The organism is Roseovarius salis (assembly GCF_044472985.1).
Taxonomy (GTDB): Bacteria; Pseudomonadota; Alphaproteobacteria; order Rhodobacterales; family Rhodobacteraceae; genus Roseovarius; species Roseovarius salis.
Genome location: NZ_JBISDG010000028.1, coordinates 38,802 through 46,152, shown reverse-complemented (window position 1 = coordinate 46,152; position 7,351 = coordinate 38,802). Strand labels below are relative to the sequence as shown.

General features: G+C 66.1%; 7 protein-coding genes. 5 read left to right on the top strand and 2 right to left on the bottom strand.

Annotated features, from left to right (window positions below):
• Positions 1 to 1,565: vWA domain-containing protein (locus ACH13J_RS12585; protein ID WP_397543686.1), on the bottom strand; the 1,565-nt coding region annotated here is incomplete at its 3' end.
• 127 nt (positions 1,566 to 1,692) lie between these two features.
• Here ACH13J_RS12585 and recO point away from each other — a divergent pair.
• Entirely contained in the window at positions 1,693 to 2,430 is a 738-nt protein-coding gene (gene recO, locus ACH13J_RS12580) for a DNA repair protein RecO (protein ID WP_397543685.1), read from the top strand.
• A 50-nt stretch (positions 2,431 to 2,480) separates the two neighbouring features.
• On the opposite strand, the gene ACH13J_RS12575 is transcribed toward recO, so the two are convergent.
• Positions 2,481 to 3,038 (bottom strand): TetR family transcriptional regulator, encoded by a 558-nt coding sequence (locus tag ACH13J_RS12575; protein WP_397543684.1) that lies wholly within the window; start codon positions 3,036 to 3,038, stop codon positions 2,481 to 2,483.
• A gap of 183 nt (positions 3,039 to 3,221) precedes the next feature.
• Between ACH13J_RS12575 and phnC the strand changes: the two genes are divergently transcribed.
• From phnC to phnE (ACH13J_RS12555), 4 genes are all read left to right on the top strand, one after another.
• Positions 3,222 to 4,046: a phosphonate ABC transporter ATP-binding protein gene (phnC, locus tag ACH13J_RS12570; protein WP_397543688.1), complete on the top strand. Its 825-nt coding sequence runs from the start codon at positions 3,222 to 3,224 to the stop codon at positions 4,044 to 4,046.
• A 60-nt stretch (positions 4,047 to 4,106) separates the two neighbouring features.
• Positions 4,107 to 5,012, top strand: coding sequence for a phosphonate ABC transporter substrate-binding protein (gene phnD / locus ACH13J_RS12565; RefSeq protein WP_397543683.1), 906 nt, complete (start codon positions 4,107 to 4,109; stop codon positions 5,010 to 5,012).
• A gap of 71 nt (positions 5,013 to 5,083) precedes the next feature.
• Positions 5,084 to 5,956, top strand: a complete 873-nt coding sequence (phnE, locus tag ACH13J_RS12560) for a phosphonate ABC transporter, permease protein PhnE (protein WP_397543682.1) — start codon at positions 5,084 to 5,086, stop codon at positions 5,954 to 5,956.
• Positions 5,953 to 7,305: a phosphonate ABC transporter, permease protein PhnE gene (phnE, locus tag ACH13J_RS12555; protein WP_397543681.1), complete on the top strand. Its 1,353-nt coding sequence runs from the start codon at positions 5,953 to 5,955 to the stop codon at positions 7,303 to 7,305. The genes phnE (ACH13J_RS12560) and phnE (ACH13J_RS12555) overlap by 4 nt, the downstream gene beginning before the upstream one ends.
• Positions 7,306 to 7,351 lie beyond the last annotated feature (46 nt).

Here is a 7,351-nt window from a genome sequence, read left to right as displayed (position 1 = left end):
GGGACGATTGTGACGTAGTCGTCCTTGTGCACCGCACCGGTCCACGAGACGGCGAACCTCGACCCGGCGAGCGCGGTGTCGGGGCCGTCGATGGTGACCTCCGGCGCGGTGATCTCGATCGTCGCGGTGGCGAGCGTCCTGTCGCCCTCGTCGAGGACGTAGCGCAGCTCGTAGAGGCCGGTATCGGCGGGGGCCTGCAGCTTGACCTCCGAGCGGTCGCGGACGCGGGCGTAGTTGCCGCTCTCGCCCTCGGGCGTGCCGGCGGGGACGATTGTGACGTAGTCGTCCTTGTGCACCGCACCGGTCCACGAGACGGCGAACCTCGACCCGGCGAGCGCGGTGTCGGGGCCGTCGATGGTGACCCGTGGTTCGGTCACTTGCAGGGGTTGGCTTGCGACCGTGCTGTCGTTCACCTCCAGAACGTAGCGCAGTTCGTATTCGCCCGGCTCGGATGGCGCGGTCAGCGTGCCTTGGGTGTCGTCACGGACGGTCACGTAGGAGCCGTAACTGCCTTGCTCCGCACCGGCGGGCACGATCGTAACGTAGTCGTTCGCATTGATCGCCGGCTGCCATGTCACGTCTAGATCCGCACCGGTCAGGACGGTACCGGGCCCCGACAGGGTAACCTGTGGCGCGCCGATCTCCAGCCCGGCCGTGCCGAGCGTGGTGTCATCCGCGTTGTGGACGTAGCGAAACTCGTAAACCCCTGGATCGCCGGGTATCGTCAGCGTCACGGACTCCGAGTCACGCACCGTTTCATAGGGCCCGTATTCGCCCTCTTCGGCGCCGGCGGGGACGACCGTGATGTAATCGGCGGGCGCGACCGTGGGCTCCCACGTCACCGTCACCGCCGAGCCGCCCACCGCTTTTGCCGGGCCGTTCACGCTGACCTGAGGCAATTGCGGTTCCGGGTCGGGGGTGGGCTCCGGCGTGTTGGCGACGGCCGTGCTGACATTGCTGAGCGCCTGTTCCAGTTCCGCCGCGTTACCGGCCTGGATATAGGTGCCGCCGGTTTCCTCCGCGATGCAGGACAGCGAACTCACGTCCTGATCCGCCCCGAGGCCGAACCCGACCACATGCGCCGTGAACCCGACGCCCGAACGTTCCAGCGTGCGCGCCAGCGCGCAGGGGTCGCGGTCGCAGCTTTCCAGCCCGTCCGAGATCAGAACCACCGTCGCCGGACGGTCGGTATGGGCGAGCTCCTGCGCCGCCCGTTCCACCGCGTCGGTCAGGGGTGTCTTGCCGGTGGGGGTGATGCCCTCTATGCGCTGCAGAATACTGGCGCGCGTGTCCGTGCCGGGCTGAACGAGCGTTTCGATATCGCCGCAGTCGCCCCTCCGCCGGTGGCCATAGGCCATCAGGCCGACCTGCCGGTCCTGCGTCCACTCGCCGAGAAGGTTGTCCATCACGCCGCGGGCGATCTCGATCTTGGCGGTGCCGTCGATCTGGCCCCACATCGAGTTCGACCCGTCGAAGACCACCATCACGCTCTCTTCGGCCGCGGCGGACGTGCCGCCGAGCGCGAGCGTCGCGGAAATCAAGGCCGCATTTTTGAAGGACGACATCGTTAGCTCCCGTTACCGTACCGAATTGCTTCGGGCCGACACTAAACACAGATCGCGGCTCATTTCTATCGCGCTTGGCATCGGCGTGCATTTGGTGTCCCATGCCCGAAAAGGGCAGGGGGCGCGAATGGAGTGGCGCGATCAGGGCATCTTGTTGGCGGCGCGCCGTCATGGTGAGACGTCATCCATCATCGAAGTGTTCACCGCCGCGCACGGACGTCATGCAGGTGTTGTCAGGGGCGGCGCGTCACGCAGGATGGCGCCGGTGCTGCAACCCGGCGCGCAGCTTGATGTCGCCTGGCGCGCGAGGCTGGAGGATCACATCGGGACCTATACGGTCGAGCCGCTCCGGTCGCGGGCCGTGGAATCGATGAGCAGCCGCCTTTCGCTGGCGGGTCTCAACGCGGTGGTGGCGCTGCTTTTGTTCTGCCTGCCAGAGCGCGAGGCGCATGCGCGGCTTTACCGCAGGACGGAAACCCTGCTCGATCTGCTGGGGCAGCGGGAGGTCTGGCCTTTGGCCTACCTGCACTGGGAAATGGCGTTGCTGGAGGAAATGGGCTTTGGTCTCGACCTGTCCGCCTGCGCGGTAATGGGAACGGCGGCCAACGACCTGTCCTATGTCTCTCCGCGCACGGGGCGGGCCGTGTCGCGCGGCGGCGCGGGCGCGTGGGCCGACCGGCTGCTGCCGTTGCCCGCATGCCTGCTGGGGCAAGGGCCTGCGCCGGATTCGGAGATTGCGCAAGGCCTGCATGTAACGGGTCATTTCCTGAATGCACATCTGGCGCCGGAGCTTGGGAACAAGCCGCTGCCGGAGGCACGGGCGCGATTCGTCGCGCGGTTCGAGGGACGGTCCGGCACTGGCTGATCACGCAGGCGATGCCGGGGCCGCGGTGCACCGGCGGCCGCGCCCCGTTTCTATCTGAGCGCCAGAACCAGATCGACCAGCGACCCGATTGCCGCACGCCTGTCTGTTTCTGCGCCGGCGCCCTGCATGGCCATGCCGATTGCCGCGCCGTGCAGGATGCTTGCCATCTCGGGGTTGCCGATGCCGGTCTCGGAAAGCAGGGCCCGCAATTGTGCCAGCCGTGCCGCATCGACCCGTTCAACGGCCGCGCGCGCCGTGTCGTTGACCGTGCTCCAGGCGCGAATCGAGGCTTCTACCGAGGCCGCGCCGGGCTGCCACCGCGGCTCCGCGATCGCCTGCGCCAATTCCCGCAGCCGCGCGACCGGCGTATGCGTGGCCTCCAGCAGCCGCGCCATTTCGTCCGTCGCCGTTTCTTCCCACCGCGTCAGCAGTACCTCGTGAAAGGCGGGCACATCCGTGAAATGCCAGTAGAACGAGCCCTTGGTCGTCTGCAGGTGCCGGGCCAGCGGCTCGGCCTTCAGCGCGTCGGCGCCCCGGTCCGCCAGCACCTTGATGCCGGCGGCCAGCCAGTCGTCGCGGCTAAGTCTGGTCGAGCGGCGGGGCGTCATTGCGCCGGGATACGTTGCGGTATGCGCCCGCGCAAGTGCAATGGTTGGCGGGGCGCCACCGGGGCAAAGTGCCGCCGATCGGGCGTGGCGCCCCTGAAGCCGTCACAGAAGTTTTAACGAACCGTCGCAAATGGTTTGAACTCCGCCTCTACCCCGGCGGCCGACATGTCGGGGGAATGGACTTTGCTTGAAATCACGTCGCTGACCAAGTCTTTCGGCCGCAACACGGCGGTCGATGCGGTATCTTTCACGGTTGATCGTCCGGCCATGATCGGGATCATCGGCCGGTCCGGCGCGGGCAAGTCCACGCTGCTGCGCATGCTGAACCGGCTGACCGACGCCACCGACGGCACGATCACCTTCGAGGGTCGTGACGTGACCGCGCTCACCGGCACGCAGAAGCGCGCGTGGCAATCCGACTGCGCGATGATCTTCCAGCAGTTCAACCTCGTCCCGCGCATGGACGTGGTTTCGAACGTGCTGCACGGCACGCTGAACCGCCGCTCGACGCTGTCGACAATGTTCAACCTCTATCCGGAAGCGGACATCCACCGGGCCATCGACATACTGGACCGGCTTGGGATCGCCGAGCATGCACCCAAGCGCGCCGAGGCGCTGTCCGGCGGGCAGCAGCAGCGCGTCGCCATCGCCCGGGCGCTGATGCAGGAGCCCAGGATGGTGCTTGCCGACGAACCCATCGCGTCGCTCGACCCCATGAACGCCCAGCTGGTGATGGAGGACCTGCGCCGCATCCACGAAGAGGACGGCCGTACCGTCATCGCCAACCTGCACACGCTGGATACGGCGCGGCGCTACTGCGACCGCGTGATCGGGATGCTGCACGGCCGGATCGTGTTCGACGGCACGCCGGCCCAGCTGACAACTGGCGTGGCGCGCGACATCTACGGCGCCGATGCCTCGTTCACCGAAGAGAGCACCTCCACCAGCCTAGACACGCTCGACCGCGCAGCCCGCGCGGCCCTCTACGAGGCCGAGGCGACGGTCTGAGCCTTCCAGATCCCGTCGCGGCGGCGGCGGGTGCACCACCGCAACCGGAGAGAGACAGACATGAAGAAAATGATTGCTGCCATCGTGGCGACGACCGCCCTGACCGTGCCCGCCGCGGCCCAGGAGATCGAGGAATTCCGCATCGGGCTGCTCGGCGGCGAGAACGCCCAGGACCGCCTGAACTCCAACGAGTGCCTGCGGGCCAAGGCCGAGGACCTGCTCGGTGTCGAGACCAAGCTCTTCGCCCCGGCCGACTACAACGGCGTCATCCAGGGCCTGCTGGGCGGCACCATCGACATGGCCTGGCTGGGCGCATCGGGCTATGCCAAGACCTACCTCGAAGATCCCGACGCCGTCGAGCCGGTGCTGGTCAAGGTAAACGTTGACGGCAGCTATGGCTATCACTCGATCGGCTTTGCCCGTGCTGACAGCGGGATCACCTCGCTGGAAGACATGGAAGGCAAGGTGTTCGGCTTCGGCGATCCGAATTCGACCTCGGGCTATCTGATCCCCTCGATCGAGATCCCGCAGCAAGGCGAAGAGATCACCATGGAGGCGGGCGACTACTTCTCCGACGTGGTGTTCACCGGCGGTCACGAGCAGACCATCGTGGCGGTCAACAACGGCGACATCGACGCCGGCGTGACCTGGGCCGACGGCCTGGGCAACTGGGAAGACGGCTATAACTCGGGCGCTCTGCGCAAGGCCGTTGATGCGGGCCTGATCGACATGAACAACCTCGTTCAGATCTGGAAATCGAACCCGATCCCCGAAGGTCCGATCGTCCTGCGCAAGGATCTGCCCGAGCGCGTCAAGCTGGAGGTGACCGCGCTGATGGCCACCCTGCCGTCGCTGGACGAGGAATGCGCCTACGGCGTTCTGGCCGGCGAAGCGCTCGGCTTCCAGCCGATCGGCCACGACGCCTACACCTCGATCATCGAGGCACGCAAATCGAAGATGCAGTAACCGGCCGCACGGCCATGCGGGCCCTGCCATGCGCAGGGCCCGTTTCATTGGAATAACGACAGGGCAGGCCGATGTCAGAGTTGAGCGCCGAGGGCACACCGACGACCCGGGAGGTGCGCACCGCCTACATGGCGCTGACGCGCCGCAAGCGGGTCTATTCCGGGATCATGCTGGCGGTGTTCGCGGCGCTCATGGTCTCGGGCTTCCGGATCGCCGATGACCGCAATGCCGGCGGTTTCTGGGATGGATGGCACAACATGCTGGATTTCCCGGCGCAGGTCTGGGGCGAGGCGTCTGAAAAGGCGGTGCAGCTTCCCGGCCACTTGCTGACCTTCCTGCCCGCCATGATCGAGACGATCAACATCGCCGCCGCCTCGACGCTCGTCGGTGCGCTCGGCGCGGTGATCGTTTCATTGCTGGCCACGCGGGGCATGGCAAAATGGCCCCGCCTGATACCGGTTTTCCGCCGGATCATGGACATCATGCGGGCCGTCCCGGAGATCGTGATCGCATTGGTGTTGATATTCGTCCTCGGCGGCGGGCCGGTGCCGGCCATGATCGCCATCGCCTTTCACACCGTTGGAGCGCTGGGCAAGCTTTTCTCGGAAGTGAACGAGAACGCGTCCCTCAAACCGGTCGAGGGGCTTCACTCCGTAGGGGCTACCTGGTCGCAGCGGATGCTCTTGGGGGTGATGCCGCAAGTCGCGCCGAATTATCTCAGCTACGCGCTGCTGCGGTTTGAAGTCAACGTGCGCGCTTCGGCGATCCTGGGATTCGTGGGGGCCGGCGGCATCGGCTACGAGTTGCGTAACGCGATGTCCTGGGGCCAGGGAAAATTCGACGAGGCGGCCGCGATCTTCATCCTGCTGTTCCTGACGATCGTGCTCTTCGACCAGATATCGTCGCATTACCGTGACCGCCTGACCCGGGGGAGGCCAGCATGACCGTGACCGCAGACCTGCCGCAGGACCTCAAGCAGGGTGCCTCGCAGCTGTTCCGCCGCAAGCGGCTGTTCAATTTCGGCCTGCCGGCCGTGATCCTTGCCTATTTCGTCTACATCTTCTTCGCCTTCGACATCCCGGGCCTGAGCGAGCGCGCCAGCCTGGACAACGCGCGCACCCTGGTGGCCGACAGCTACAGCTACAAGACGCATGTCCTGTTCGACGACAGGTCGGACACGCTGGAAATCGCGATAGAGGGCGAGCGGAAGGGCGCGTACGAGCCCGGAACGGCGCCCGGCTGGGTCACGCTGACCGATACCGGCGCGGTCGCGGATCTGGGGCAGGGTCACGAAGTGACCTTCGACAAAGGCCGGGTCTTCTACGACATCCCCGGTTTCGGCACCATCGAGGCCGAGCCATCGCGGCGTGGCGTCGACATGGTCTTTCCGAGCGGCACGATGGAGGACCAACCCGACTGGATCAGCGCCTCGAAGAACCGGCTTGCCGTCACGACGGAACGGGGCCGCCTGACGGTGACCCGCACGCGGGCGGAACTCTTCAAGTACGAGTTCGGCTGGGAATTGTTCTGGTTTACTCTCGACAGCCCGTTTCACGGCAAGTCCTTTGGCGAGCTGGCCGCGCTGGCGTTGTCGCCCGATCGTGTGGTCGAGGGGCGCTCGAACGTCTCGGCCATGCTGCATGACTTCTGGAACAACAAGATGTGGCGGCACGGCGAAGTCGCCTGGGCGATCTTCGAGACCGTCTTGATGGCCTTCCTTGGCACGTTCGGCGCCGCGATCGTTGCGCTTCCGGTCGCCTTCGTGGCGGCGCGCAACTTCTCTCCTGTGCGGACCGTGCGTTTCGGAATCCGACGGATATTCGACTTCCTGCGCGGGGTGGACGCGCTCATCTGGACGATCGTGCTGGCCCGGGCCTTCGGGCCGGGACCGCTCACCGGCGCGCTCGCCATCCTGCTGACGGACACCGGCAGCTTTGGCAAGCTGTTCTCCGAGGCGCTGGAAAACGTCGACGACAAGCAGATCGAGGGGGTCCAGTCCACCGGCGCCAAGCCGCTGCAGCGTTACCGCTTCGGCGTAATCCCGCAGGTCACGCCCGTCCTCCTCAGCCAGCTTCTGTATTACCTTGAATCCAATACCCGCAGCGCGACGATCATCGGCGCCATCACCGGCGGGGGGATCGGCCTGTTGCTGACGCAGGCGATCATCACACAGAAGGACTGGGAAGAGGTGAGCTATTACATCGTGCTGATCGTGCTCATGGTCATGCTGATGGACTGGGTTTCCGGCTGGCTGCGCGCGCGGCTCATCACATCCGACGACAGCGGTCACTGACACGGGGCCACAGTTCCGGCGCGCCCGACCGGACCGGTCGGGATTG